The 24,787-nt window shown below is 67.6% G+C and carries 16 protein-coding genes and 1 pseudogene; 7 read left to right on the top strand and 10 right to left on the bottom strand.

What is annotated here, in order from left to right; translation table 11 throughout:
* Positions 1 to 248: 248 nt before the first annotated feature.
* From ACE3QP_RS04000 to ACE3QP_RS04025, 6 genes and pseudogenes are all read left to right on the top strand, one after another.
* Positions 249 to 2,687 carry a glycogen/starch/alpha-glucan phosphorylase gene (locus tag ACE3QP_RS04000; protein ID WP_374433744.1) on the top strand — a complete coding sequence of 813 codons (2,439 nt, stop codon included), beginning with the start codon at positions 249 to 251 and terminating at the stop codon, positions 2,685 to 2,687.
* 2 nt (positions 2,688 to 2,689) lie between these two features.
* Positions 2,690 to 4,770: pseudogene (glgB, locus tag ACE3QP_RS04005) on the top strand (1,4-alpha-glucan branching protein GlgB).
* Positions 4,770 to 6,842 carry a glycogen debranching protein GlgX gene (gene glgX / locus ACE3QP_RS04010; protein ID WP_374433745.1) on the top strand — a complete coding sequence of 691 codons (2,073 nt, stop codon included), beginning with the start codon at positions 4,770 to 4,772 and terminating at the stop codon, positions 6,840 to 6,842. The pseudogene glgB and the gene glgX overlap by 1 nt, the downstream one beginning before the upstream one ends.
* A gap of 656 nt (positions 6,843 to 7,498) precedes the next feature.
* Positions 7,499 to 9,010 carry a 4-alpha-glucanotransferase gene (malQ, locus tag ACE3QP_RS04015; RefSeq protein WP_374433747.1) on the top strand — a complete coding sequence of 504 codons (1,512 nt, stop codon included), beginning with the start codon at positions 7,499 to 7,501 and terminating at the stop codon, positions 9,008 to 9,010.
* A gap of 50 nt (positions 9,011 to 9,060) precedes the next feature.
* Positions 9,061 to 10,305, top strand: a complete 1,245-nt coding sequence (locus ACE3QP_RS04020; protein ID WP_374433749.1) for a cation:proton antiporter — start codon at positions 9,061 to 9,063, stop codon at positions 10,303 to 10,305.
* A gap of 58 nt (positions 10,306 to 10,363) precedes the next feature.
* The gene (locus tag ACE3QP_RS04025; protein ID WP_374433751.1) at positions 10,364 to 11,344 is read left to right on the top strand and encodes a hypothetical protein; all 981 of its coding nucleotides are present in this window, start codon (positions 10,364 to 10,366) and stop codon (positions 11,342 to 11,344) included.
* On the opposite strand, the gene ACE3QP_RS04030 is transcribed toward ACE3QP_RS04025, so the two are convergent.
* From ACE3QP_RS04030 to ACE3QP_RS04065, 8 genes are all read right to left on the bottom strand, one after another.
* A complete protein-coding gene (locus ACE3QP_RS04030) occupies positions 11,345 to 12,481 on the bottom strand; it encodes an ATP-binding protein (protein WP_374433752.1) in 1,137 nt (378 codons plus the stop codon).
* A 21-nt stretch (positions 12,482 to 12,502) separates the two neighbouring features.
* Positions 12,503 to 12,988, bottom strand: a complete 486-nt coding sequence (gene lspA / locus ACE3QP_RS04035) for a signal peptidase II (RefSeq protein ID WP_374433754.1) — start codon at positions 12,986 to 12,988, stop codon at positions 12,503 to 12,505.
* A complete protein-coding gene (gene ileS / locus ACE3QP_RS04040) occupies positions 12,988 to 15,846 on the bottom strand; it encodes an isoleucine--tRNA ligase (RefSeq protein ID WP_374433755.1) in 2,859 nt (952 codons plus the stop codon). The genes lspA and ileS overlap by 1 nt, the downstream gene beginning before the upstream one ends.
* Before the next feature lie 88 nt (positions 15,847 to 15,934).
* Positions 15,935 to 16,936 carry a bifunctional riboflavin kinase/FAD synthetase gene (locus ACE3QP_RS04045; RefSeq protein WP_374433756.1) on the bottom strand — a complete coding sequence of 334 codons (1,002 nt, stop codon included), beginning with the start codon at positions 16,934 to 16,936 and terminating at the stop codon, positions 15,935 to 15,937.
* Positions 16,937 to 17,023: 87 nt separating this feature from the next.
* Entirely contained in the window at positions 17,024 to 17,872 is an 849-nt protein-coding gene (gene xdp1 / locus ACE3QP_RS04050; RefSeq protein WP_374433757.1) for an exosortase-dependent surface protein XDP1, read from the bottom strand.
* 169 nt (positions 17,873 to 18,041) lie between these two features.
* The gene (gene prsT / locus ACE3QP_RS04055) at positions 18,042 to 20,846 is read right to left on the bottom strand and encodes an XrtA/PEP-CTERM system TPR-repeat protein PrsT (protein ID WP_374433758.1); all 2,805 of its coding nucleotides are present in this window, start codon (positions 20,844 to 20,846) and stop codon (positions 18,042 to 18,044) included.
* Positions 20,847 to 20,895: 49 nt separating this feature from the next.
* Positions 20,896 to 21,525 (bottom strand): TIGR02281 family clan AA aspartic protease, encoded by a 630-nt coding sequence (locus ACE3QP_RS04060; protein WP_374433759.1) that lies wholly within the window; start codon positions 21,523 to 21,525, stop codon positions 20,896 to 20,898.
* 5 nt (positions 21,526 to 21,530) lie between these two features.
* Complete coding sequence (locus tag ACE3QP_RS04065) at positions 21,531 to 22,031, bottom strand: YajQ family cyclic di-GMP-binding protein (RefSeq protein ID WP_374433760.1); 501 nt, start codon at positions 22,029 to 22,031, stop codon at positions 21,531 to 21,533.
* A gap of 46 nt (positions 22,032 to 22,077) precedes the next feature.
* On the opposite strand from ACE3QP_RS04065, the gene murB reads away from it, so the two are divergent.
* Positions 22,078 to 23,112 (top strand): UDP-N-acetylmuramate dehydrogenase, encoded by a 1,035-nt coding sequence (murB, locus tag ACE3QP_RS04070; protein WP_374433761.1) that lies wholly within the window; start codon positions 22,078 to 22,080, stop codon positions 23,110 to 23,112.
* Here the strand turns inward: murB and ACE3QP_RS04075 are convergent.
* Both ACE3QP_RS04075 and ACE3QP_RS04080 read right to left on the bottom strand, forming a co-directional pair.
* On the bottom strand, positions 23,109 to 23,525 hold the full coding sequence (locus ACE3QP_RS04075; protein WP_374433762.1) for a hypothetical protein: 417 nt from the start codon (positions 23,523 to 23,525) through the stop codon (positions 23,109 to 23,111). The genes murB and ACE3QP_RS04075 overlap by 4 nt on opposite strands.
* A 103-nt stretch (positions 23,526 to 23,628) precedes the next feature.
* Positions 23,629 to 24,678: a M35 family metallo-endopeptidase gene (locus tag ACE3QP_RS04080; RefSeq protein WP_374433763.1), complete on the bottom strand. Its 1,050-nt coding sequence runs from the start codon at positions 24,676 to 24,678 to the stop codon at positions 23,629 to 23,631.
* Positions 24,679 to 24,787: the final 109 nt, after the last annotated feature.

A 24,787-nucleotide genomic window follows, 5' to 3' on the forward strand; every position in this document is an offset into this window, starting at 1 on the left:
ATTGGCAACCCGTAGTCTCCGTGCCGCATCCATGCAGACTCTGCGAGAGATGTTGGCAAAATCCGGGTTATCCCGATGTAGTCAAACTACACGCGGCGCGGCGACTCGGCGATACTGAGTCCACGCCGCCGCGGCTTGCTGCGTCCTGAGTGCAGGGTGCGCGCGCCGCGGTGATCTTGCCCACGGCCCCGCTGCAAGCGATAGGGGCCTTCACGCGGTTGATTCCCATGCACGTGACGACGGCCCCCATGTCCACCACCCAGCGCACCCGTCTGCAATCCGCCTTCAAGGCCGCCCTGGCCGCCGAACTGGCCCAGGCCCCCTTGGACCGCGACAGCGCCCTGCGCGCCGCCGCCACGGCCTGCCGCGCAGTGCTGTCCGAGCGCTGGGCCAAGACCCAGGCGCAGGACGCCAAGCGCGGAGCCAAGGCCAAGACGCGCCGCGTGCACTACCTGTCGATGGAATTCCTGATGGGCCGCGCGCTGCACAACGCGCTCGCCGCCCTGGGTCTGACCGACACCCTGGCCGAAGCCCTGGCGCCGCTGGGCCTGCAGCTCTCCGACGTGCTGGAGCGCGAGCCCGACGCCGCGCTGGGCAATGGCGGCCTGGGCCGCCTGGCCGCCTGCTTCCTGGATTCCTTCGCCGAACTGGGCCTGCCCAGCTTCGGCTACGGCCTGCGCTACCAGTTCGGCATGTTTGCCCAGGGCATCACCGAGGGCCGCCAGGTGGAGCGCCCGGACGACTGGCTGCGCCTGGGCACGCCCTGGGAGCAGCCGCGCCCCGAGTGTCGCTACACCGTGCGCTTCGGCGGCCGCGTGGTGGTGGAAGGCGGCCAGCGCCGCTGGGTGGGCGGCGAGGAGGTGGTGGCGCAGGCCTACGACTTCATCGTGCCCGCGCACCACAGCGAGCGCGTCTCCACCCTGCGCCAGTGGCAGGCCAGCTCGGTCAAGCCGATCGACTTCGAGGCCTTCTGCCGCGGCGACTTTGAGGGCGCCAACCGCCACCGCGTGGCGGCCGAGGCGCTGAACTGGGTGCTCTACCCCGACGACAGCACCGACGCCGGCCGCGAACTGCGCCTGAAGCAGGAGGCTTTCCTGGTCAGTGCCACGCTGCAGGATCTGATCGCGCGCCATCTGCGCGAGTTCGGCAGCCTGCAGGGCCTGGGCCGCGCCAATGCCATCCACCTGAACGACACCCATCCGGCCCTGGCGCCCGCCGAGTTGATGCGCCTGCTGCTGGATGAGCATGGCCTGGGCTGGGACGAGGCCTGGGCGATCACCCGTCAGGCGGTGAGCTACACCAACCACACCCTCATGCCCGAGGCGCTGGAGACCTGGCCGCTGCGGATGTTCGAAGCCCTGCTGCCGCGCCATCTGGAACTGATTTACGAGATCAACCAGCGCTTCCTGGACGGTGTGAAGGCCCAGGTGCCGGGCGACACCGCGCTGCTGCGCCGCGTCTCGCTGATCGACGAGGGGCCTGAGCATGGCGGCGGCGAGCGCCGCGTGCGCATGGCCGCGCTGGCCGTGGTGGCCTCGCACCGTGTCAACGGCGTGGCCCAGCTGCACTCGGACCTGTGCGTGCAGACAATCTTTGCCGGCTACGCCCGTCTCTTCCCGCAGCGCTTCCACAACGTCACCAACGGCGTGACGCCGCGCCGCTGGCTGATGCAGGCCAACCCCGGCTTCTCGGCCCTGCTGGACGAAACCCTGGGCGAGGGCTGGCGCACCGACCTGGGCGAGTTGGCCAAGCTGAAGAAGAAGGCTGGCCAGGCCAAGCTGCAAAAGGCCTTCCTGGCCGTCAAGCAGGCCAACAAGGACAAGCTCGCGGCGCGCATCCGCCAGGAGCTGGGCTTGGTCGTCAACCCCACCAGCCTCTTCGATGTGCAGATCAAGCGCATCCATGAATACAAGCGCCAGCTGCTCAACATCCTGCACGTCATCGCGCGCTACCAGGCCATCGTCGCCAACCCGCAGGCGGACTGGGTGCCGCGCACGGTCGTGATCGCCGGCAAGGCCGCCTCGGCCTATCACATGGCCAAGCTCATCATCCAGCTGGCGCATGACGTGGCCCGCGTGGTTAACAGCGACCCGCGCGTGGGCGACAAGCTCAAGCTCGCCTTCCTGCCGAATTACGGCGTCAGCCTGGCCGAGACCATCATCCCGGCCGCCGACCTCTCCGAGCAGATCTCCACCGCCGGCACCGAGGCCAGCGGCACCGGCAACATGAAGTTCGCCCTCAACGGCGCCTGCACCATCGGCACCTGGGACGGCGCCAACATCGAGATGGCCCAGCACATGGGCGTGGACGAGATGTTCGTCTTCGGTCTGCGCACCGAACAGGTCGAGAGCATCAAGGCCCTGGGTTACGACCCGCGCCTGTATGTGGAAGAGAACCGCCAGCTCAAGGCCGTGATCGACGCCCTGGGCGACGGCAGCTTTGCCAACGGCGACACCCAGCGCTATCGCGCCATCGTCGACAAGCTGCTGCAGGTGGACAACTACCTGCTGATGGCCGACTTTGCCGACTACGTGGCAACCCAGGCCAAGGTGGACGAAGCCTTCCGCGACCGTGCGGCCTGGGCCGAGCGGGCGCTGAAGAACGTGGCCGGCATGGGCTGGTTCTCGTCGGACCGCACGATTGCCGAGTACGTTGAGCGCGTCTGGTCGGTGGACTCCTTGGCCTGACCATGCTTTCCGCCGCCGCGCTCGAGGCCCTGCAGCAGGGCCGCCATGGCGATCCCTTCGCCGTGCTGGGCCCGCACGCGGAAGTGGGTGCGGTGTGGCTGCGCGCCTTTCTGCCCGGGGCGCTGCAGGTGCAGCTGCTGCTGCGGGGCGCGGTGAAGGAGCTGCCACGACGCGCCGGCAGCGATCTCTTCGAGGCCGCGCTGCCGGCCCACCCCGGCCACGATTACCGGCTGCAGGTGCGCTGGTTTGACGGCAGCGAATCCACCCAGGCCGACCCCTATGCCTTCGGTGCGCTGCTGAGCGACGCCGAGCTGGCGCGCTTGCGCGACGGCAACGAGCCCCGAGCCCACGAGCTGTTGGGTGCGCACCCGCTGCAGGTCCAGGGCATCGAGGGTGTGCGCTTCGCCGTCTGGGCGCCGAACGCGCAGCGGGTCTCGGTGGTGGGGCCGTTCAACGGCTGGGACGGCCGCCGCCACCCCATGCGCCTGCGTCATGAGGCGGGGGTTTGGGAGCTCTTCATCCCGGGCCTGCAGCGCGGCGATCTCTACAAGTACGAACTGCGCACCCATGAGGGCGTGCTGCTGCCGTTGAAGGCCGACCCCTACGCCTTGGCCGCCGAGCTGCGCCCGGCCACGGCTTCAAAGGTGCAGGGCTTGCCGCCCCAACGCGCGCTGCCGCCCGAGCGCGCGGCGGCCAACCGGCGCGACTCGCCGATCTCGGTCTATGAGGTGCACCCGGCGAGTTGGAAAAAGGCTGGCGAGCGCTTCCCCACCTGGGACGAACTGGCCGCCGAGCTGATTCCCTATGTGCAGGGCCTGGGTTTCACCCATCTGGAACTGCTGCCCATCAGCGAGCACCCCTTCGATGGCTCCTGGGGCTACCAGACCCTGGGCCTCTTCGCCCCCACGGCGCGCTTCGGCCCGCCCGAGGGCTTCGCCCGCTTTGTGCAGGCCTGCCATGCCGCGGGCCTGGGTCTGCTTCTGGACTGGGTGCCGGCCCACTTCCCCATGGATGCCCATGGCCTGGCGCGCTTCGACGGCACGGCGCTCTTTGAGTACGCCGACCCGAAAGAGGGCTTCCACCGCGACTGGAACACCCTGATCTACAACTTCGGCCGGGCCGAGGTGCGCAGCTTCCTGACCAGCAGCGCGCTGTTCTGGGTGGAACGCTTTGGTGTGGACGGCCTGCGCGTGGACGCCGTGGCCTCGATGCTCTACCGCGATTACTCACGCCCCTACGGCGAATGGGTGCCCAACCACCAGGGCGGGCGCGAGAACCTGGAAGCCATCAGCCTGCTCAAGCACGTGAACGAGCAGGTCAGCCTGGCCGGTGGCATCACCGTGGCGGAGGAGAGCACCGCTTTTCCTGGCGTCAGCCGGCCCACGTTCGAAGGCGGCCTGGGCTTCCACTTCAAGTGGAACATGGGCTGGATGAACGACACCCTGCGCTACATGCACCAGGATCCGGTGCACCGGCGCTGGAACCATGGCCAGATGAGCTTCGGCCTCGTCTACGCCTTCAGCGAGAACTTCATGCTGCCGCTCAGCCACGATGAGGTGGTGCACGGCAAGGGCTCGCTGCTGGACAAGATGCCGGGTGACGCCTGGCAACAGTTCGCCAACCTGCGCGCCTACTACGGTTTCATGTGGGGCCAGCCCGGCGCCGGCCCCCCCCCCCGCCCCCCCCCCCCGCGGGCGGCCGCCGCCTGGTGCAGGACCTGAACGTGCTGTACCGCGCCGAGCCGGCGCTGCACCGCCTCGACTGCGAACCTGCCGGCTTCGAGTGGCTGGTGGCCGACGACGCCGACAACTCCGTGCTGGCTTGGCTGCGCCACGACAGCCAGGGCCGCATGATGATGGTGGTGTGCAACCTCACCCCCGTGCCGCGCGAGGGCTACCGCATCGGCTGCCCGGGCGCGGCCTGGCGTGAGCGGCTCAACACCGACAGCGAACACTACGGCGGCAGCAACCTGGGCAATGGCAGCGGCCCGCTGACCGTGGAGCCCATCCCCGCCCATGGCCGCAGCCACAGCCTGGCGCTGACGCTGCCGCCCCTGGCCACTGTTTTCCTGAGCCCTTGCTGATGCGCCTGCCCGACCAGCTCCAACCCGGCCGCGTGGCCCCCCTGGGCAGCGCGCTGCGCGATGACGGCGTGAACTTCGCGGTGTTTTCCGAGCACGCCACCGCGGTTGAGGTCTGCCTGTTCGATGCCGAGGGCCAGCGCGAGCTGCGCCGCTACCCGCTGCATGGCCCCGAGGACGGCATCTGGCACGGCTTCCTGCCCGGCGCCCAGGCGGGCCTGGTCTATGGCTTGCGCGCCCACGGGCCCTACGAGCCCGAGCGCGGCCACCGCTTCAACCCGCACAAGCTGCTGCTGGACCCGCAGGCGCGCGAGATCGTGGGGCGCTTTGGCTGGCGCGCCGAGCACCATGGCTATGTGCTGGGCGACCCCGAGGGCCCGCGCAGTTTCGACGCGCGTGACAACGCCCTGCACGCGCTGAAAGCCCGCGTGGCCGCCGCGATGCCCGGCCCCGACCCGCGCGCCAATGCGCCGCACCACGCCACTGCGGATCTGGTGATCTACGAGGTCCACGTCAAAGGCTTCACGCGCCAGCTGCCAGCGGTGCCCGAGGCCCTGCGCGGCACCTATGCGGGCTTGGCGCACCCCGCAGCCATCGCGCACCTGAAGCGCCTGGGCGTCAACGCCGTCGAGCTGCTGCCCATCCACTACGCCATCGACGAGCCGCATCTGGCCGACAAAGGCCTGCCGAACTACTGGGGCTACAACTCGCTGGGCTTCTTCTGCCCCGACCCGCGCTGGGCGCACGCCAAGGACCCGTCCGACATCCGCGCCGAGTTCCGCGCCATGGTGCAGGCCCTGCACGCCGCGGGCATCGAGGTGCTGCTCGACGTGGTCTACAACCACACGCCCGAAGGCAACGAGTTCGGCCCCACGCTGCACTTCCGCGGCCTGGACAACCGCGCCTACTACCACCTGCAGGCCGACGACCCCAGCCGCAACGAGAACTGGACCGGCTGCGGCAACACCCTGAACTGCGCCCACCCGCGCGCGGCCCAGCTGGTGCTGGATTCGCTGCGCTGCTGGGTGCAGGAATACGGGGTGGACGGCTTCCGCTTCGACCTGGCCCCGGTGCTGGGGCGCACGAAGCAGGGCGGCTATGACCCGCAGGCGGCCTTCTTCACCGCGCTGCGCCAGGACCCGGTGTTGGGCGCGGTGCATCTGATCGCCGAGCCCTGGGACGCCGGGCCGAACGGCTACCAGGTGGGCCACTTCCCCGGGCGCTTCCTGGAGTGGAACGACAAGTACCGCGACGCCGCACGTGGCTATTGGCTCAACACCGGCGTGAGCCGCGGCGAATTCGCGCGCCGCTTCGCGGCCTCCAGTGACGTCTTCCACCACGGCGGCCGTCGGCCCACGGCCAGTGTCAACTTCGTCAGCTGCCACGACGGCTTCACGCTGCGCGACTTGCTCAGCTACAGCCGCAAGCACAACCACGCCAACGGCGAGGACAACCGCGACGGGCGCGACAACGAGTTGTGCGCCAACCTGGGCGCCGAGGGCCCGAGCGACGACCCGGCGATTGCTGAGAAGCGCCGCCGCCTGCAGCGCGCCCTGCTGGCCACGCTGGCCTTCTCTCAGGGCACGCCGATGCTCAATGCCGGCGACGAGTTGGGCAATACCCAGGGCGGCAACAACAACGCCTACTGCCAGGACAACCCGACGACCTGGCTGGATTGGGCGTCTGCCGATGCTTCGCTCATCGAGTTCGTCGGGCGCTGCTTTGCCTTGCGTGCCGAACTGCCGCTGCTGCGCCATCCGCTCTGGTTCACCGGCCCGGGGGCCGGACAGGCCCATGTGCATTGGCTGCGGGCGGATGGGGGCGAGATGCAGGCCAGTGATTGGCAGGTGGGCGGGGAGGGCGCGTTCGCCTGTGCCCTGCACGCCGGACCCATGCCTTGCGAGCGCCTGCTGCTGTGCTTCAACCCGGAGGGGGAGGGGCGGCGGTTTGTGCTGCCCGGCGGTGCGTGGGAGTTGTTGTTGGACTCCAGCGTTTGCTCCTGCTTGAGCGGTGGCGCTATTGAGGTCGCGGCGCATGGGCTGGTGCTGTTGAGGGGCGTTGATGGCCCGGCGTGAAAGCCCGCAGGGGCTTCACCCCTGCACCCGAGTTCCTTTTCTTTGCTTCGCCAAAGAAAAGGAACCAAAAGAAAGGCGACCCCGATGCCTACGCCCCTGGCTGCGCCAGGGGTGCCCTGCGCTGCTCAGAACCCAGGGCCCGCGCAAAACTCGCTGCGTTCGCGGAGCTCACTCCGCTCAGACAGTTGCGCGAGTCAGTTCACAAGGCGTGCCTGCGGCACGCGGCCCTGGGTTCTTGCGCTGCTCGGCTTGGCATAGGGGGAACTCCAAACAGCCGAACAGCCAGCAGCCGAATACCGAACAGCCCGGACTTCAACCAACGCGCCGTTTCCCGGCTGTTGGCTGTTCGGCTGTTTGGGCTGCTGCCCCTATGCGTTGCCGAGAAGCGCAGCTTGGCTGGGCAGCGTGCGCCAGCACGCGTTCTCTTCAAACTCGGCCCGACTGTCTGAGCGGAGTGAACAAATTGAACGCAGCGAGTTTCGGGCCGGCCCAGCCAAGCGAGCATCGCAGGGGACTCCTTGGCGAAGCCAAGGGGCTGCGCATCGGGGCCGTGTTCTTTGCCTACTTTCTTGCACGAGCAAGAAAGTCGGTCGCCTGCCGGGGCGAAATCCCGGCGGGCTGTGTCGATCTGAACCTACCAGCTAAAGAGCGCTGACATGAACCTCAACCAACGCGCCAGCGGCGTCCTGCTCCACATCACTTCACTCCCCGGCCCCCACGGCATCGGCGACCTGGGCCCCTCGGCCCTGCACTTCGTCGATTGGCTCGAAACCGCCGGCCAGCGCGTGTGGCAGCTGCTGCCCACCACGCCCATCGGCCCGGGCGATTCGCCCTACCAGTCGGTGTCCGCCTTCGCCGGTAGCCCGCTGATGGTGGCGCTGGAGCCGCTGGTGGAAGCCGGCTGGCTGCCGCAGCCGCAGCCGCCGCAGTTCCCCGCGCATCAGGTGAACTTCGCCCAGGTCGTGCCCTGGCGCATGCAGCAGTTGCGTGCCGCGGCGGCCGGCTTCTTCACCAAAGCTACGGAGGCGCAGCGCCAGCAGTACGCCGCCTGGGCGCAGTCGCAGGCCAGCTGGCTGGACGACTACAGCCTCTTCATGGCGCTGGAATCCGCCCATGGCGGCAAGTGCTGGTGGGACTGGGCGCCCGAGCTGCGCAGCCGCAAGAAGGCGGCACTGACCAAGGCCCGCAAGGAGCACGCCGACGAGATCGCCTTCTGGTGCTTCGTGCAGTGGCAGTTCGACGTGCAGCTCGCCGCCGTCAAGGCCTACGCCAATGGCAAGGGCATCGCCATCATGGGCGACCTGCCGATCTTCATCGCCCACCACAGCGCCGACTGCTGGGCCGCGCCCGAGTTCTACGAGCTGGATGCCAACTTCCAGCCCACGGTGGTGGCCGGGGTGCCGCCCGACGCCATGAGCGCCGACGGCCAGCGCTGGGGCAACCCGCTGTACCGCTGGGACAAGATGGCCAAGGACGGCTTTGCCTGGTGGACGGCGCGCGTGCGCCGCGCCCTGGCTCAGGCCGATGTGTTCCGCATCGACCACTTCCGCGGCTTTGCCGGCTACTACGAGATCCCGGCCAGCTGCCCCACCGCCCAGGAAGGGCAGTGGGTGCCCGGGCCGGGCAAGGCCCTGTTCGATGCGATCGCCAAGGAGCTGGGCCCGCTGCCCATCGTGGCCGAGGACCTGGGGCTGATCACGCCCGACGTCATCGAGCTGCGCGACGGCTGCGGCTTCCCGGGCATGAAGATCCTGCAGTTCGGCTTCGGCGCCGAGGGCGACCACGAGTTCCTGCCGCACAACTACGCGCGCGAAACCATCGTCTACACCGGCACGCACGACAACGACACGGTCAAAGGCTGGTGGAACGCCGCCAGCCCGCGTGAACGCGAATACGCTGCCTGCTACCTGGCCTGCGGCGCGCACGATGTGCACTGGGCCATGATCCGCGCCGCCGCCAACTCGGTGTCCAACCTGGCGGTGTTCCCGCTGCAGGACATCCTGGGGCTGGACAGCGCACACCGCATGAACACGCCCGGTACCCTGGGCAGCAACTGGGGCTGGCGCTTCACATGGGACATGGTGGGGGCCGAGCCGGGGCGGGTGCTGGGCCTGATCACCGCCGCCAGCGGCCGCGGCCCCTTCAGCCTGCTGAAACTCCCAGTTTGAAAACGCTTTCAAGCCGCTGACAATGGCGGCCTGCCTGCCCGGGAATCGCCATGACGCCGTTTGATCTGTCCGTGCTGCTCTTCATGCAGCTCACCGTCATCCTGCTGAGCTGCAAGCTGCTCAGCTGGGTGTTCGTCAAGCTCGGGCAGTCGCCGGTGGTGAGCGAAATGATTGCCGGCGTGCTGCTGGGGCCCTCGCTGCTGGGTCTGCTGGCGCCGGGCCTGAGTGCCGCGCTGTTCCCGCCGGCGAGCAAGCCGATCCTGTTCGCGCTGGCGCAGATCGCCTTGGCGCTCTACATGTTCCTGGTCGGCTGCGAGTTCGACCATGGCCTCATCAAGGGGCGGGTGGGCAAGGCGGCGTCGGTGTCGGTGGCCGGCATCGCGGCACCCTTTGCACTGGGCGCCGGCCTGGCCTGGTTCCTGGCCGGCCGCGAAGACCTGTTCCCCGCCGCCACCGAGCCCTTCCAGGCCATGCTTTTCCTGGGCGCGGCCATGTCCATCACCGCCTTCCCGATGCTGGCGCGCATCATTCATGAGCGCGGCCTGACCGGCACGCCCCTGGGCGCGCTGACGTTGGCGGCCGGTGCGGTGGACGACGCGGCCGCCTGGTGCGTGCTGGCCGTGGTGCTGGCCAGCTTCAAGGGCCAGGCCTCGATCGCCGTCTGGGCCATTGGCGGCTCCATCGTGTTCGCGCTGGTGGTGCTGGGCCCGCTGCGCCTGTTGCTGCCGCGCTTGATCGGCAAGGTGGAGGGCGAGCTGAACAGCACCCAGCTGGTGCTGATCCTGGCCCTGCTGATGCTGGCCGCCTGGTGCACCGACATGATCGGCATCTACGCCGTGTTCGGCGCCTTCCTGCTCGGCCTGGCGATGCCGCGCGGTGCCGTCACAGACAGCCTGCAGCGCCAGTTGATGCCGCTGACCACCGCCTTGCTGCTGCCGACCTTCTTCACCTACTCCGGCCTGAACACCCAGATCAATCTGCTCAGCAGCCCGGAACTCTGGGGCCTGGCCACGGTGGTGCTGCTGTGCGCGGTGCTGGGCAAGGGCGGCGCCTGCTACGCCGTGGCGCGCTGGCAGGGCATGGACCGCTCGGAAGCGGCGGCCGTGGGCAGCCTGATGAACGCCCGCGGGCTGATGGAGCTCATCATCCTGAACATCGGCCTGCAGGCCGGCCTCATCACGCCCACGCTGTTCACGGTGATGGTGATGATGGCCATCGTGACCACGCTGATGGCGACGCCGCTGTTCAACCGGGCCTACGGGCACCGGCAGATGAGGGTGCAGCTGGCGGTTTAGCGCCCAGCCGAGGCTACAGTCGCGCCCCGCGCGGGCTTGGGGTCCGCCAGGAGTCCAGATGTCCTTGCCCGTCCAGCCCGTCAGCGTCCAGCTACCCGAAGACGAGATGCGAATCCGCTTTGAGGCCGACGAAACCATCGTGTTCGCGTCGTCCTCCGGGCACTGCAATCTGGATTGCAGCTACTGCGTGGCTTCGCCGGTGGTCAAGCTGCAACCCTCCCTCGACTACGACGACCTGATGTTCCTGAAGGAACGCGTCGGCGGGCGGGTCTTCTTCATCTTCTCGGGCCGCGGCGACTTTTTCGCTGGCTACAAGAAGTCTGATCGCCTGCTGGCCCGTCTGCTCGAGAACGAGGATGTGTCCGTGGCGTTGGACATCAACGGCGTGGTCATCCACTGCTTTCCAGAGCTGACGGTTGCCCAGCGCGCGCGTGTGCGGCACGTCAATCTGACCTTCCACTATCGCCAGCTCAAGGAGCACCGCGCCCTCGAGGTCTGGCGGCGCAATGCCCTGACGCTGCTGCAGCTGCACGACAACCCGGATTTCTTCGTCAACTTCATCCTGGCCCCTACCGAGAGCGAAGACTGGAACGAAGCGCTCCATTGGTATCGCGAGCACTTGTTTGCGGCGTTTCCGAAGCGCTTGGTGCTGATCAACGACGTGCTGACGCCCTTTGGTGCGGAGCAGGAAGCCCGCCTGAGGGCGCTGCAGCAGGCGCATGCCGACCTCCTTTACACCGTGCGGCGCGGAAATTTCGCCAGCCTGCTGAGTGCCTTCGACCATGTGTCCTGCCCCGCCGGGCAGAGCTACTTCCGCGTCTGGAACGATGGCGCGGTGGAGGCCTGCCCGAACGTGGCCGAGTTGCGCCACCATGGCAACCTTAAGCACCGTGAGTTCTGGCCGCGCACCGAGCCCTTCCTGTGCGGCGATGTGCGGCATTGCGACTGCTACCACATCGCTTCGTCGGGGCGCATGCAGTTCTTTAAAGGCGGTCTGCCGCCGGGTGCGAACCGGGTGATCCCGCTCCAGCCCGCCTGATCAGGTCGCTTCGGCCGCCGCCGCGCCGGCAGGCGCGCGCAGCACCTCGATCTCAAAGCGGAAGCAGCTGCCCACGCCGGGGCTGCTTTCCACCGCGATGCGCCCGCCCATCAGGCCCACCAGGCGCTGGGCGATCGACAGGCCCAGGCCGGTGCCACCGAAGCGCCGCGCGATCGACACATCGGCCTGCGCATAGGGCTTGAACAGCGCTTCCTGCTGCGCCGGCGTCATGCCCGGGCCGGTGTCCGTCACGGCCACGGCCAGGCGCAGCGCCGCGCCGGGCGCCACCATCAGCTCGGGCCAGTCGGCGCGCTGGATGTCCACCCGCACCTCGCCCTTGGCGGTGAACTTGATGGCATTGCCCACCAGGTTGACGATGACCTGGCGCAGGCGCAGCGCGTCGCCCAACAGCTGATGCGGCACGCCGGGTTGCACGCGCGCGGCCAGCTTCAGGCCCTTGGCATGGGCCTGAGGCAGCAAGGGCTGCAGCGCGTCCTTCAGGCAGTCGTGCAGGGCGAACGGCGCCTGCTCCAGGCTGATGCCGCCGGCGTCCAGCTTGGCCAGGTCCAGGCTGTGGTTCAGCAGCTCCAGCAAGCCACGGCCGGATTGCAGCGATAGATCGAGCAGCTTGCGCTGGCGCTCGTTCAGCTCGCTGCCCAGCACCAGCTCGGTCAGGCTGATGACGCCGGCCAGCGGCGTGCGCATCTCGTGCGCCAGGTGCGCGGCCAGATCGGTCTGGGCTTGGGCGCGGGCCTGGGCTTGGCCAAGCTGGCGCTCGAGCTCGATGCGCTGCTCGATGAGCTCATGCACGTCCTGCCCGCTCAGCAAGCCCTGAGGGCCCTTGGCCTGCGCACCCTCCAGAGGGCGCAGCTCCAGCTGGTACCAGCGCGGCCCGCGCGGTTCGTGCAGCAGGGCCAGGTGGCGCCAGGTCTGGTTGGCTTGCAGCTGGCCCAGGGCTTCGGCGGCCCGCGGGGCATCGCCCAGCAGACGGGCCAGGGCGCTGACCTGGGTCCAGCCGCTCAAACCCGCCAGCACGGCCTCGGCCAGGGCATTGGCCTCGACCACGCTGCCGCTGCGCGCGTCCACCACGGCCAGCAGGCCGGGGGCCTGGTTCCAGAGGGGGGGCAAGCTGGGCATGGCCGCTTTTTACACGCTGGCTCAGCGGCTGGCGCGCACCCGTCGCAACTCGTCGAGGATCAGCAGGGCCGCGCCCAGGGTGATGGCGCTGTCGGCCAGGTTGAAGCTGGGGAAGGCCCAGCCGGCCCAGTGGAACTGCAGGAAGTCCACCACATAGCCATGCCACAGGCGGTCGATGCCATTGCCCACGGCGCCACCCAGGATCAAGGCGAGCGCGCTGGCGAACAGGGTCTGGCTACCGTGGCGGCGCAGCATCACCGTGATGAAGACCGCCGCGGCCACCGCCAGGCCCGTGAAGAACCAGCGCTGCCAGCCTCCGGCACCGGCCAGGAAGCTGAAGGCCGCCCCAGTGTTGTGCGCACGCACGAGGTTGAAGAAGCTGGTGACCTGCTTGCCCTCGTGCAGCTGGAAGGCGCCCAGGATCAGCACCTTGGTGAACTGATCCAGCACGATGACGATGGCCGCCAGCAGCAGCCAGCGCCACCAGTTCGGAGCGGGGGCCGCCATCAGGCGTGGCTGCGCGCTTCGCCAGCGCCGTGCAGGTTGTCGTCGCAGCGGCCGCAAATGGCCGGGTGCTCGGGGTTGCGGCCCACATCGGCGCGGTAATGCCAGCAGCGTTCGCACTTGGCTGCGCCGCTGGGCGTGACCTCGACGGCCAGCGCCGTGCCCTCGACCAGTTCCACCTTGGAAACGATCAGCACGAACTTCAGGTCGTCGCCCAGTGAGCGCAGCGCGGCCAGGTCAACGCCCTCAGCCGTGAGCTTGATCTCGGCCTGCAGCGACGCACCGATGCCGCCCGCGGCGCGCACGGCTTCAAGCGCCTTGTTGACCTCGGCGCGCACGGCCAGGATGCGATTCCACTTGGCGATCAGCGCTTCATCGGGCGCGGCAAAAGCCCAGAACTGTTCTTCGAACAGGCTGCGGCCGGCGCCGGCCACGCCGGGCTGGCCGGCCTTGGCGAACAGCGGCCAGGCTTCCTCGGCGGTGAAGCTCAGGAAGGGCGCCATCCAGCGCAGCATCGCGTGCGTGATCTGCCACAGCGCGGTCTGGGCCGAGCGGCGTGCCAGGCTCTTCGGCGCGGTGGTGTAGAGCCGGTCCTTCAGCACATCCAGGTAGAAGGCGCCCAGGTCCTCGGAGCAATAGACCTGCAGCTTGGCCACCACGGGGTGGAATTCGTAGGCCTCGTAGTGGCCCAGGATCTCGGCCTGCAGCTGGGCGGCGCGGGCCAGCGCGTAGCGGTCGGCCTCGAACAACTGATCGGCCGGCACGGCATCCACCGCGGGGTCGAAATCGCTGACGTTGGCGAGCAGGAAGCGCAGGGTGTTGCGCACGCGGCGGTAGCTGTCCACCACACGGGCGAGGATCTTGTCGTCGATCGCCAGGTCGCCCGAGTAGTCGGTGGCCGCCACCCAGAGGCGGATGATTTCGGCGCCCATCTTCTCGGCGACCAGCTGCGGCGCCAGGGTGTTGCCGAGCGACTTGCTCATCTTCTTGCCCTGGCCGTCCACGGTGAAGCCATGGGTCAGCAACGCCTTGTAGGGCGCACGGCCGTGCAGCGCGCAGCCCAGCAGCAGGGCCGAATGGAACCAGCCGCGATGCTGGTCGTGGCCTTCAAGATAGATGTCGGCCTCGGGGCCGGTTTCATGGGCCAGGCCGGCGTGGCTGCCTTTGAGCACATGCTCGAAAGTCGAGCCGGAGTCGAACCAGACCTCGAGGATGTCGCTGCTCTTGGCGTAATTCGCGCCGTCGGCACCGATCAGGTCCTCCGGCGTCAGCCGGCTCCAGGCCTCGACGCCGCCGGCCTCGACGATGTCGGCCGCGCGGTCCAGCAGGGCCATGGTGTCGGGGTGCAGGTCGCCGCTGTCCTTGTGGATCAGGAAGGGCAGGGGCACGCCCCAGGCGCGCTGGCGGCTGATGCACCAGTCCGGCCGGTTGGCGATCATGTCGCGCAGGCGGGCGCGGCCGTTCTCGGGGTAGAAGGCGGTGGCATCGATGGCGGCCAGGGCGAGCTCACGCAGGGTCTGCGTCGGCTGTTCCTTGGCGAACACGCCCTCGGTGCCTTTGTGCGCGGCGTCCATGCGGATGAACCACTGCGAGGCGGCGCGGTAGATCACCGGCGTCTTGTGGCGCCAGCAATGCGGGTAGCTGTGCGTGATCGTCTGCGTGGCCAGCAGGCGATCGGCGGCCTGCAGGGTGTCGATGATGACCGGGCAGGCCTTCCAGATGTTCTGGCCGCCGAACAGCGGCAGGTCTTCGGCATAGCGGCCATCGCCCTGCACGGGGTTCAGGATCTGGTCATGGCGAAGGCCATGGTTCATGCAGGAGAAGAAGTCGTCCAGGCCATAGGCCGGCGCGCTGTGCACGATGCCGGTGCCATCCTCGTCGGTGGCGTAGTCGGCCAGGTAGACCGGCGCGGTGCGCGCGTAGCCGGGGTCGGTGCTGGCCAGCGGGTGGTGGAAGTGCAGGCCGGCCAGGGCCTCGCCGACGCAGGTGGAGACGACTTCTCCTTCCAGCGCCCAGCGCTTCAGGCAGTCCTCCACGCGCGCCTGCGCCACGATGAAGTGGCCCCTCGGGGTCTTCACCAGCGCGTAGCGCAGCTTGGGGTTCAGGTTCAGCGCCTGATTAGCCGGCAGGGTCCAGGCGGTGGTGGTCCAGATCACCGCGCTGGCCTCCACCGGGCTTTCGAGCCCGAAGGCGGCGCCCAGCTTGGCCGGCTCGGCCGTGGGGAAGGCCACGTCCAGGGTCTGGCTCTTCTTGTCGGCGTATTCGATCTCGAATTCGGCCAGCGAAGAGCCGCAGTCGAAGCACCAGTACACCGGCTTGAGGCCGCGGTACACGAAACCACGCTCGATGACCTTCTTGAACGCGCGGATCTGGCCGGCCTCGTTCTTCGGGTCCATGGTGGCGTAGCGCCGCTGCCAGTCGCCCAGCACGCCCAGGCGCTCGAAGCCCTGACGCTGCAGGGCGATCTGCTCGGTCGCGTAGGCACGGCTCTTGGCCTGCATGTCGTCACGGCTGAGGTGACGGCCATGCGCCTTCTCGATCGCGTTCTCGATCGGCAGGCCATGGCAGTCCCAGCCCGGCACATAGGCGGCGTCAAAGCCCATCAGCTGGCGGCTCTTGACCACCATGTCCTTGAGCACCTTGTTGACGGCATGGCCAATGTGGATGGCGCCGTTGGCGTAGGGCGGGCCGTCGTGCAGCACAAACTTGCGGCAACCCTGGCGCGCGGCGCGCAGAGCCTGGTAGAGCTCGCCGTCCTGCCAGCCCTGGATCCAGCCCGGCTCGCGCTTGGGCAGGTCGCCGCGCATCGGGAAGGGGGTGTCGGGCAGGTTCAGGGTGCTGCGGTAGTCAGGCGTACTCATGGCGGGTGTGCGGCGGCGGCCGCAGAAGCAGGGATGGATCGGCAGGAGGGCAGGGCGGCCTGGTGCGGAACCAAAGGGCCGCAGCCGATCAAATTCGGTCGCGCGTGGTCTGGCGGCGTTCGGCGGCGTGACCGTCGAACCAGGCACGTGCGGCGGCCACATCGGCCGCAATGGCGGCCGTCAGGGCATCCAGCCCTTCGAAACGGGCCTCGTCACGCAATTTGTGCAGCAGTTCCACGCGGGCGAGTCTACCGTAGCCCCCCTCCAGCCCCAGGTGTTCGGGCCAGTCCAGGCAGTGCACCTCCAGCAGCATGCGGCCGCTGTCGTCCACCGTGGGCCGGTAGCCCAGGCTGGCCACGCCGGGCAGGGGTTCGGGGCCCAGGCCATGGGTCTGCACCACGAAGATGCCCTGCGCCGCCGGCTTGGGGTGCTGGAAGCGCAGGTTCAGGGTGCGGAAACCCGGGCCCAGCTGGCGCCCCAGCTTGGCGCCGTGCAGTACGTGGCCGGAAACGGAGTAGGGGCGACCGAGTAGGGCCTGTGCCCGCTCCAGATCACCCGCGGCTAGGGCCTCGCGCACGGCCGAGGAGCTGACGCGCAAGCCATGCACCTCGTAGCTCATCATGCGCGCCACATCGAAGCCGAACTGGCTGCCGAGGGCATCCAGCGTGGCGTAGTCGCCTTGACGCTTGGCGCCAAATCGGAAGTCGTCACCCACCAAAACGTAGCGGGCGCCCAGGCCCTGGGCCAGCACTTGCTCGACGAAATCACGGGGCGACAGCGCGGCGAGCTGCGCGTCAAAGCGCAGGATCACGACCTGATCAATGCCGCAGCGCTCCAGCTCGGACAGCTTGTCCCTCAGGGTTGCGATGCGGGCCGGCGCCAGTTCGGGCTTGCCGGCCAGACGGGCAAAGTAATCGCGCGGATGGGGCTCGAAGCTGAGCACGCAACTCGGCACGCCACGGTGCTGGGCTTCATTGCGCAGCAAGGCCAACATGGCCTGATGGCCACGGTGCACGCCGTCGAAGTTGCCGATCGTGAGCGCGCACGCTGGCGCGATGGAGGGGTGGTGGAACCCGCGGAAGACCTGCATGGCGCGGGATTATGGTCGCCGCCCGTGCACCCGCCGAAAACGAACAAGCCGCCCGGTGGGCGGCTTGTGCAGCGGTACTGGGTGCAATCAGGCTTGCTTGCGACGGCGGCCGGCCCAAAGGCCCAACGAGGCCAATCCCACCAATGCCAGCGAAGCAGGTTCGGGCGTTTGATTGCCCGGCGGCGGCACCTTCACGCTGCCAGTGACGGAGAGCAGCTTGAAGTAGTCATTGCCCGCGCACAGCGACTTGTCGACTTCAGTACCGCTGCTCTTGGTGCAGGTGCCACCGAAATTGGCGTTATAGGCCGACACCAACCACCAGCTTGAGGTCACGCCAGTGGAGATGGTGAGGTTGCCGCCCGATCCCGACGGCGCCAAGTCATTGACATCGGCGTAATTGCCAACCAAGGTCCAGCCCGAACTGCCGCCCATCATCCCGGCTGCAGTTTGGCCGAACAAAGTGCCCCCATTGTTCGTGGCATTGATCGGGGCACCACTGCCAGTCCAGGCGAACACGCTGATGTCAGCGTCGGTGTCCGACCAGCCAATGCTCAGCGCGCTCAGGCTGATGCTGTTGGAAAACTTGAACAGCACGGCGTCGGTCAGACCGTTGTTGTCGATCGCGTGCTCCGGGTTGGTGCCTTCTCCGGGGTCAGTGGAGCCTGACTTGCCGTTGTTGACCCCAAAACCACCGCTGTAGGCCGTCAGCGCAGCAGTGGCCCAAGTGGAGTCGGAATCCGAGTTCGAGTAGGCGCGAACGGTGGCTTCGATGCCATCCTTGGTTGCTTTGCAGGAGTTGCCCATCGCACTGCCATCGCCAACGGCGGCACAAGTGCCATCCGAACGAGTCCAAGTCGTAGCAGCCAGGCTCGGGAGGGCTGCGGCTGTGAGCAACACTGCTGCTGCCAGCTGGGCAATTCGCATATTGGATTTCATCTTGGTTCTCCGTGTCTTAAGCGGGTGGCTTGCGCCTTTTCTGGTTTTAAGCAGATTCCGCGCCATATACAGATTTATCTTTTTGAATCAACGACTTCTGAATTTTCTAGGGGCCGTCATTGCTTCGATTGAGGGGGACTGTAAGGTTTTGCGACGCCAGGCACAGCCCTTACTTGAGGGTGTTGGCCAGTTCGCGGGCCGCGACCGCGCTTTCCAGCCCCGTCGGGTTCACGATTGCGGCTTGAATTTCCAGCTTCGCTTCGGCGCGCCGCCCTAGTGCTGCCAGCACGGCGGCCAAGTGGTATCGCACCTCGGCGTTGTCTGGCATGCGCAGCCGCACATCGCGAAGGAGCGTCAGCGCCCGTTCGGACTGCTTGCCCAGGTGCAGCGCCCAAGCAAAGGTATCCAGAGCGAATGCATTCTGCGGGGCGGCCTTGACGGCTTGCTCTGCCGCAGCGATGGCGCCGTTGGTGTCCCCTAGCCGCAGACGCGTATTGGCCAGGCTGTTCAGCGCGACGGAGTGTGAGGGCCGCAGCTTGACCAGGCGTTGGTAGACAGTCGCAGCTTCCGCAAACATCTGTCGGCTGGCCAAATGATCGCCCAGGGCCAACAGCATTGAGGTGTCTCCCCCATGCTTGAGCAGCCAGGTGTCGGCGAACTCTCGTGCACCGCGTCCGCCGTCGTGTCGGGCCAGATGCAAGAACAGCCTCATGGCAGTGGCCGTGCTGGGCTGCAATTCATGGGCCTTGCGAAGTGCAGCCAGCGCCGCTTCAGGCCGCTTGCGCGCCATCGCCACATCGGCTGCCAGCAGGTGGGTGAGCGCGAGTTTGGGCTGAATTTCCAGCAGCACGCGAGCTCGAGCCTCGGCACTGTCGATCGCGCCATCCCGCAGCTCAATGCTCGCCATCAGCAGCAAACCTTGGATGTGCTTGGCATCGGTGCCCAGGACCTTGCCCAAGGTGTGGCGAGCGTTGGCCAGATCGCCAGCTGCCACTTGCAGGCCGGCGATTTCCGCCAAGATGTCGGCCTCAAAGCCGGCCAGACGGCTTGCTTCCAACAGCGGCGCCTTGGCGCTGGCCAAGTCGCGGTTCGCCAGGTGGCTGCGGGCCAGCGCAATCAAGGCGGGTACGCTCTGAGGGGCCTTGATGCTCAGCGCCCGAGCGACCTGGACTGCCTTGGCCGCGTTCTCGCGCCTCAAATGAAAGTCGATCAGAGTGAAGTCAGGCCGCAGTTCTCGGGGGCGCGCCAGCAGAATGGCCTTTTCGAGCAGGCGCTCCACCTCTGGCCACTGCTGTTCCATTTGCGCCAGCGAGGCCAGTTCCAGCAACGGCTCAACGGCGTTTTCATCGGCCTGCTGCAGAGCCTGCAACCGGGCTTTCGCTGCGGCCAGATTGCCGAGCTTGGCATCCAGACGCGCCAAGCCAACCTGGGCTTGCGCCATGCGCGGATCCAATTGCAGTGCCGTTTCATAGGCGCTACGGGCGGCCTTGGCATCGCCCAACGCGGACTTCACCAGGCCCATGGCCAGGTGCAAATTGGCTTGCTTGGGCCTGGCTTTGAGCAGGTTCTGCAAGATCGGCAACGCCTTGCCCGGCTGCTGCTGACGCAAATAGATCATCACCAAGGAAAAACCCACCTCGCCCTGAGCGGGGCTGCGAGACCAGACCTGTTCCAGTTCTGCTTGGGCGGCATCGAACTTGCCGGCTCGCAACAAGGATTGGCCGAGCACGGTCCGCAGCTGCAGTGCCTCGCGTCCAGCCATCGCTTGCTTGAGTAGCTGGGCCGCCTTTTCGTGCCGGCCTTGCAGGCTGTGGCCGGAGGCCAGCAGTGCCAAGGCTTGGCTGTCTCGCGGCTGCAGACGCAGGTAACTCTCAAGCATCACGATGCCGTTTTCGACCTGATCTTGCGAGAACAACACTTGGGCCAGCAGCTTGGCGGCCGGGCTGCGCGGTTGCTGCTTGACCAAGGTTTCCAGCAAGGGCTGGGCCTTGTTGAGCTGCCCCAGGCTGTGGTGGGCCAGGGCGCCCAGTAACAGCAGTTGCGGGCGGTAGCGCAAGAACTCGATCGACACCGGGTCCAGGAGGTCAGTCACCTCGCGCATCGCTTGCAGGGCCGAGTCGCGTTCGCCCGTGTCTTCGGCCAGCAGAGCCCGCAGGTATGCCGCCCGCGGGTCGCGTGGGTGGGATTGACGCAGGCTGTCCAGATCTTTGCCTGCCGCGGCGAGCTGCCGTTGATCGATATAGAGCCCTGCGCGGGCCACCAGAGCCTCGAGGTGCTTGGGGTCCAGGTTCAGTGCCTTGGAGTACGCCGCCAGCGCATCTGCCATCTTGCCGCGCACATGCAGCACGGAGCCGAGCAGGTAATGTCCCTGGGCATTGCCTGGTTCGAGCTCGATGACCTTGTTGGCTGCCAGTTGGGCCTCGCTGAACTGGCCGCCGCGCAGGCGCAGCGGCACCTCGGCGGCCCAGCTGTCGGTCGTCGCGGGCAGCAGTTGGCGCGCCTGGGCGATGCTGGCCAGAGCCTCGCGCTCGCGGCCGAGATCGCTCTCGGCTTGGGCGCGGACAAGGTGTAGTTCGGCTGCGCGCGTCACTGGTAGCCCATTGGGGCTGAGCTTGGGGTCCTCCAGCAGCACGGCGGGCTTGCCCTGGTCCAACAGCGCACGCGCCAAGGGCACGACGACCTCGGACGGGCTGGCGCCCAGCCGCAACGCCTCCTGCAGGGCAACTTCCGCGGCTGCCGGGTTGCTGTCTTCCAGCAGGGCCTTGCCCAGCAGGATGTGGGCCGGCAGCAATTGCTTGTCCTGCTGCAGCGCGTTCTTCAGCTGGATGATGGCGCCAGATACATCACGTGCCTCATAGCGCTTGAGCGCGTCTTCCAGATAGCGACCCGCCGCGCGGGGGTCCTGCGCCTGGGCGGTGCCCAGCACGGCACCCAGTAAAAGAGCGGTGATCAGTGGACGAACGCGAAGGCTCATGGGGCAGGTTCGGCAGCAGGGCGGCGGATGATAGGTGCGGGGCGGGGCATCAGAAGCGCTTGTCCAGAGTGAGCGTGTCGTTCTCGCGCTTCATCTGGAAGCGGCTCAGGAAGCTGTTGCCGAGCAGCGCCACCGGCATGGAGGACATCAGCACCATGGCCTCGACGCCACCGACCTCGACTTCGCCGATGCGCACGCTGTCCAGCGTCAGCACATAGGCTTGAGCGACACCGTTGGCGGTGCGGGCCTGGATGCGCTGTCCGTTCTGGTAGCGCAGGCCCATGCGGCGGGCGTCGTCGATGCCGATGGCCACGTTCGTGGCGCCGGTGTCGACCAGAAAGCGCACGGAGTGCCCGTTGATGCTGCCTTGCGTGACGAAATGGCCGCCTTCACCGGCCGACAGCACGATGCGCTTCGGCGCCAAAGCGGCGCGCTGCGCCACCGGAGCAGCGCCCAGACGCAGTTGCAGGCGCTGGCCGTCCACCTCCACTACCGCCAAGTCATCGCCGACCTCGATCAGCTTCACGCCTTCGACGGTCTGCCCTAGGCGCACCGTCTTGACCTGACCCTGGATGACCAGCAGCGCGGCGGACCTGCCGAGGCTGCCGTTCAGGCTGACGTTGGGTGCCGCCGCTGCGCCGGTGGCAATCAGCAGGCTCAGCAGCAGGGCGGCACGCATGGGGCTCAGTCGCGGAAGTTGTTGAAGCTCAGCGGCGTGTCGTCGATCTCTTTGCGCAGCAGGGCGATACAGGTCTGCAGCACGTCCTTGTCCTTGCCGGTGATGCGCACGGCATCGCCCTGGATGGCGGCCTGCACTTTGAGCTTGCTGTCCTTGATCTTGGCGACGATCTTTTTGGCGAGGTCGGACGGGATGCCGGCGCGCACCTTCCAGGTCTTGCGCACCTTGTCGCCGCCCAGCTTCTCGATCTTGCCGTCGCGCTCGAAATAGGTCAGCTCGACCTTGCGCTTGGTCATCTTGTCGATCAGTACCGCCTCCAGCTGTTCAAGCTGGAAGTCCGAATCGGCGGTCAGTTCGATGGTGGCGTCCTTTTCCTTGCCCTTTTGTTCCACCTGAGCCCCGGTGCCCTTGAAGTCGAAGCGCGTGTTGACTTCCTTGGCGGCGTTGTCCACGCCATTGCGGATTTCAACCAGATTGGGTTCGAGGACGGCGTCAAAAGAAGGCATGGTGCGAATTCGATTCGTAGAAGGGGACCAGAGACAATTCTCGGCGATGCCAACCCCTTCCCCCGCCCCCCAGATCGAGTGCGACGTCGATCTTCGTCCGTACAACAGCTTCGGCCTGCCCGCGAAGGCGCGCCGCCTGGTTCGCATCGGCTCGGACGCCGACTTGCACTGGGTCGTCAACCACCCCGACTGGGGCCGCGCCAGCAAGTTCATCCTTGGCGGCGGCAGCAATCTGGTGCTGACCAAGGACCTGCAGCCGCTGGTGCTGAAGGTCGAGGTGCCGGGGCGACGGATCTTTGACGCCGGCGCCGACTGGGTCGTCGAGGCCGGGGCGGGCGAGCGCTGGCATGAGTTCGTGCGCTGGACCCTGGAGCAGGGCGCGCCCGGGCTGGAGAACCTCTCGTTGATTCCCGGCACCGTAGGCGCGGCGCCGGTGCAGAACATCGGTGCCTATGGGGTCGAGGTCAAGGATCGCTTCGAGAGCCTGGACACGCTGGACCTGATGAGTGGCCGCGTCGTGACGCTCGGGCGCGAGGCCTGCCATTTCGGCTACCGCGACTCGGTCTTCAAGCAGCATCTGGCCGGCCGCAGCGTGATCCTGCGCGTGCGCTTCCGCCTGCCCAAGGCCTGGCAGCCAGAGCTGGAGTATGTGGATTTGCAACGCGCTGCCGAGCAGGCCGGGGTGAAGGAGCCGACGCCCGAACAGGTGTCGGACTGGGTCTGTGCGATCCGCCGCGCCAAGCTGCCCGACCCGGCCGTCATCGGCAATGCCGGCAGCTTCTTCAAGAACCCCATCGTCAGCGAGGCGGTGTGCCGCGAGGTCATCACCCGCGACCCGCATCTGGTGCACTACCCGCTGCCGGACGGTCGCTTCAAGCTGGCCGCTGGCTGGCTGATCGATGCCTGCGGCTGGAAGGGCAAGTCGGTGGGTGGGGCCGGCGTGTACGAGAAGCAGGCCCTGGTGCTGGTGAACCGGGGCGAGGCGCGTGGCGGCGAGGTGCTGACCCTGGCCCAGGCCATCCAGGCCTCGGTGTTCGCGCGCTTCGGCATCCGGCTGGAGCCCGAGCCGGTGGTCGTCTAAGGGCGCACCCAGTCCACGCTGTTGATGGACTGGGGCAGGGCCTGGTGCTGCGCGCGTGGGCGCGGCGCCTTGGCAGTGCCGTCAGTAAAGGCGTCCAGCCACTGCCAGGCCGGCAGCAGGCGATAGCGCCCGGGGGCGGAGAGATCCCAGGCCGGCGCCAGATCCACTACCACCTGCCGGCGCGCACCCGCGCCGAGCAGGAAGTAGTCCGTCGCTTCGGGTTCGCCGCGCTTGAGCTGGGCCCCTTGGTAGGCCAGGGCGCGGCCCTCGTGTTCGATTTGCAGCCAGCGCGCCCACCAGCCCGGTTCGAAGGGCGTGCCCCAGCGCAGCAACCACAGAGCCTGCGCACCGGGGTTGTGCAGGCGCACGCGCAGACGCTGGCCAGGGCGGGACCATGTCAGTTCGCAGTTCAAGACGGGGAGGGCTGAGGCCGGCATCGATACACAGCCTGCCAGAAACAGGCAGCGCCTACGCGTGATCAGGCACGGGCAGGCGCTGCGCATGGGGCGGAGCCGATCAGTTCTGACGCGGCGTGTTCTCGGCGAAGTACTCGTGGTTGTCCGAGTTGTTCAGCGCCTTGATGGGGTCGGTGATCGCCAGCTGCTTGGCGGCCGACTGGCCGTAGGCCCAGTCGTCGGTGCCAGCGATGACGGTGAAGTGCATCATCTCGTGCACCAGGGTGCCGCCCTTGGAGTCCGTGCCCGTCATCGGGGCGTTCCAGAAGGCGCCGCAGACATAGATCTTGTAGGGCTGGTTCGGGTAGACGTAGGCGAAGGTGCCTTTCTTCTTGCAGCTGCAGTCCAGGGTCAGAGCCTGGGTCTGGAAGGCGTCGCGGGCCTTAACGAAATGGTCACGAGCGGTAGCCCAGTTACCGCTGCTGTAGGCGCCGAACCAGCTCGTGTAGCGCGCCGTGGCCGAGCCGCTGCCGCCCAGGTAGCTGGCCGATTCCGAGGCGTAGTTTGTGGCGGCGGTGACGGCCTGCTGCAGGCTGCTGATCTGTGAGGACGAGCAGCGGCCGGTGTAGCTCAGACCGGCCGCGGCCGGCTGCACCAGGCTGGGCAACGGGCCGCTGCTGGCCGTGACCTTGCCGCTGCGGCCTTCCAGCCACAGGTACAGGGGCTCGGACTTGAGGGCCTGGGCCGGCGAGTTGGCGTGGCCCTTGGCGGCGTAGCGAATGGCATAGCGGCCATTCACGCTCAGGTCATAGGTGCCAGTGAGCTCGACGCTGTAGTTCAGCGTGGCGCCGGCTTCGAGCTTGAGATGGTCGCCGGCTTCGGGCTTGGTCCGCTTGATGATGGCGCCGTGGTAGCTCACGCGCTGCCCGTCGCGTTCGATCTGGAACAGCGGGCCGTCGATGTCGTCGCTGGGCAGCTGCCAGCTCAGCAACTGCACAGGGTGGCGGCAGGTGTTGGTGACGGCCACGTCCACCTTGACGTCCACGTCGCCGCGCAGCACCGGGGTGGTACTGTTCAGACGCACGTCCACGCACTGGCCCGGCGCGGCGAGGGCGCCGGAAGAGACCAGGGCGGCCACCAGGCCGCCGCTCACGAGTTTCCAAGTCGTCATGGGGATTCCTGCGCGCCGCAACGACGCTCTGTCTTGAAGAGGCGCGAATTGAAACTTCGTGCAACGGCAAGACAGCTTCGGAATCTCCCTAGATCCCGCGCAAGTCCGG

Origin of the sequence: Inhella sp. (genome assembly GCF_041912635.1) — a bacterium.
Taxonomy (GTDB): Bacteria; Pseudomonadota; Gammaproteobacteria; order Burkholderiales; family Burkholderiaceae_C; genus Inhella.

Coding starts and splice junctions, on each gene's coding strand:
- glgX (WP_374433745.1), top strand. CDS start 4,770: ATGCGCCTGCCCGACCAGCTCCAACCCGGCCGCGTGGCCCCCCTGGGC.
- ACE3QP_RS04045 (WP_374433756.1), bottom strand. CDS start 16,936: ATGCAGGTCTTCCGCGGGTTCCACCACCCCTCCATCGCGCCAGCGTGC.
- lspA (WP_374433754.1), bottom strand. CDS start 12,988: ATGGCGGCCCCCGCTCCGAACTGGTGGCGCTGGCTGCTGCTGGCGGCC.
- ACE3QP_RS04000 (WP_374433744.1), top strand. CDS start 249: ATGTCCACCACCCAGCGCACCCGTCTGCAATCCGCCTTCAAGGCCGCC.
- prsT (WP_374433758.1), bottom strand. CDS start 20,846: ATGAGCCTTCGCGTTCGTCCACTGATCACCGCTCTTTTACTGGGTGCC.
- ACE3QP_RS04020 (WP_374433749.1), top strand. CDS start 9,061: ATGACGCCGTTTGATCTGTCCGTGCTGCTCTTCATGCAGCTCACCGTC.
- murB (WP_374433761.1), top strand. CDS start 22,078: ATGCCAACCCCTTCCCCCGCCCCCCAGATCGAGTGCGACGTCGATCTT.
- ACE3QP_RS04060 (WP_374433759.1), bottom strand. CDS start 21,525: ATGCGTGCCGCCCTGCTGCTGAGCCTGCTGATTGCCACCGGCGCAGCG.
- ACE3QP_RS04080 (WP_374433763.1), bottom strand. CDS start 24,678: ATGACGACTTGGAAACTCGTGAGCGGCGGCCTGGTGGCCGCCCTGGTC.
- malQ (WP_374433747.1), top strand. CDS start 7,499: ATGAACCTCAACCAACGCGCCAGCGGCGTCCTGCTCCACATCACTTCA.
- ACE3QP_RS04025 (WP_374433751.1), top strand. CDS start 10,364: ATGTCCTTGCCCGTCCAGCCCGTCAGCGTCCAGCTACCCGAAGACGAG.
- ileS (WP_374433755.1), bottom strand. CDS start 15,846: ATGAGTACGCCTGACTACCGCAGCACCCTGAACCTGCCCGACACCCCC.
- xdp1 (WP_374433757.1), bottom strand. CDS start 17,872: ATGAAATCCAATATGCGAATTGCCCAGCTGGCAGCAGCAGTGTTGCTC.
- ACE3QP_RS04030 (WP_374433752.1), bottom strand. CDS start 12,481: ATGCCCAGCTTGCCCCCCCTCTGGAACCAGGCCCCCGGCCTGCTGGCC.
- ACE3QP_RS04065 (WP_374433760.1), bottom strand. CDS start 22,031: ATGCCTTCTTTTGACGCCGTCCTCGAACCCAATCTGGTTGAAATCCGC.